Raw genomic sequence first — 1,306 nt, 5'->3', positions numbered from 1 at the left:
GGTCATCGATACGACCGAGGTAATCGATAGTGCCATCGGCCCGCCACCTGGCAAGGTCCCCCGTGCGGTAGAGACGCTCGCCGTGGCGTTGGGTGAACGCGTGCGCGGTGAGCTCGGCACGGTCGAGGTAGCCGGTGGCGAGGCCATCGCCGGCGGCGTGAAGCTGGCCGGTCTCGCCGATGCCGCAGACGCGGTCGCCGGCGAGGATGTGGACTCGGGTGTTACTGATCGGCCGGCCGATCGGGACGGTGCTGAACCCGCGCGGGATCACGTGCGTGGTGGTGAAGGTGGTGTTCTCGGTGGGCCCGTACCCGTTGATCACGGTGATGTCGGGGTTGACGTCGTGCAGACGGCGGACATGATCGCCGCTGACCTGCTCACCACCGATGATGACCCGGCTGACGCCGGCGAGTACGGTGGGGTCCGTCGCGATGATCTGGTTGAACAGCGACACCGTCAACCACAGCACGCTCACGGTGTTCTCGCGGATCAATCCGGCGAACCGGTCCAGGGTCAGCACGTCGTCTTTGGACGCGGTCACGAGGGTGCCGCCATTGGCCAGGACCCCCCAGATCTCGAACGTGGACGCGTCGAACGCCAACGACCCCGTCTGCACGAGGGTGTCAGCGGCAGACACGGGAAGCGCCGTGTTACCGCGGACCAGGCGCAGCACAGCACGCTGGGGGACGAGGACTCCCTTGGGCACGCCGGTCGTGCCGGAGGTATAAATCACATAGGCCGGCGCCGACCCGGCCACCAACACCGGTCCGTCCGCGAGGACCCCGGCCGCCACAGCGGCACCCACCTCGATCACCCGCACCCCCGTGTCCCACGCGTCAACGGCAGCGCGGGCACGTTCGCCGGACACAACCACAACATCCAGGTGCGCGTCACCGACGATGAACCGGCCCCGTTCCACCGGGGCGTCCACGTCGACCGGGACATACCCGGCGCCGGCACCAACAATGCCCAGCAACCCAGCGACCACCCCAGCACCGGCATCACCGACCAAACCCACCAACGCACCGGCACCCACGCCCGCCCCCTGCAACACACCCGTGACCGCCGCCGCATCACCGGCCAGCTGCGCATACGTCACCCGACGCCGCCCGTCCACGACCGCGACCCGCTCAGCGAACCCGACCGCCGTCTGAGCAAAAACAGCACCCAAACACCCATCAACCTCGTACCCCGTGGCCGTGTCATTCACCGCAGCCAACACCACACCATCAGCCACCGTCACCGTCGACACCTCACCCAGGCACACATCCACACCCGCGAACTGCTCCAACACCACCAGCAGACG

1 protein-coding gene is annotated in these 1,306 nt (G+C 67.9%); it reads right to left on the bottom strand.

Going from position 1 to position 1,306, the window contains the following annotated elements; all coding sequences use genetic code 11:
* Positions 1-1,099: AMP-binding protein (locus tag K2F54_RS18845; protein WP_308287746.1), on the bottom strand; the 1,099-nt coding region annotated here is incomplete at its 3' end.
* Positions 1,100-1,306: the final 207 nt, after the last annotated feature.

The organism is Cryobacterium inferilacus (assembly GCF_019599185.1).
Classification (GTDB): domain Bacteria; phylum Actinomycetota; class Actinomycetes; order Actinomycetales; family Microbacteriaceae; genus Cryobacterium; species Cryobacterium inferilacus.
Note: the sequence above shows the minus strand (reverse complement) of the source record. Positions and strands in the feature narration are given on the sequence as shown.